The 534-nt window shown below is 43.4% G+C and carries 1 protein-coding gene and 1 pseudogene; both read left to right on the top strand.

The annotated features are described in order from the left end of the window. Window positions 1–221, top strand: a pseudogene (locus ACS8FD_RS24155) (cytochrome c-type biogenesis protein CcmH); the annotation flags it as partial. Beyond that, window positions 218–534 (top strand): c-type cytochrome biogenesis protein CcmI (gene ccmI / locus ACS8FD_RS24150; RefSeq protein ID WP_439277711.1); only part of this gene is annotated, 317 nt, incomplete at its 3' end. The pseudogene ACS8FD_RS24155 and the gene ccmI, both read left to right, overlap by 4 nt.

Here is a 534-nt window from a genome sequence, read left to right as displayed (position 1 = left end):
GGATACTGTGGTTTTTTCCGCCATTATTATTGATCTTTTTGATTACCGGCTGGTTTTGGCAGAGTAAACGCCGACAGCTGGCCGCTCGGGGCGATACGAATAAGATGATTGATACCCCTGCTACAGCTTTGACACCTGCAGAAAAAGCTGAGCTAGATCGTCTTTTATCACGTTCGCATAGTACCGATCATGATGTCACAAGCACAGAGGACAAAAAATGACCCTATTTTCTACTGCTGGCTTATTTATTGCCCTAAGTTTACTCGTTGCCTTAATCCTTGCTGTCATCATCATCACGCCATGGCTACGTGCAACTCGCCTAAAAAACAATCCTGTAGACAACCAACTGTTAGACATCAACGTAACCGTGTTTCGTGAACGTTTGGCAGAGCTTAAAGCTGATAAAGACAGCGGCACTATTGATGATAACCATTACCAAAATCAAAAGCTTGAGCTTGAACGCCAGCTATTAGATGCGCAACGTCAAGTAGCACCGATGATAAACCCTGGTGTCAAAAGCCGTTTAATAATTAT

The organism is Psychrobacter sp. 1U2 (genome assembly GCF_051847575.1).
The sequence above is the reverse complement of the archived record's forward strand: the minus strand, read 5'-3'. Positions and strand labels throughout refer to the sequence as shown.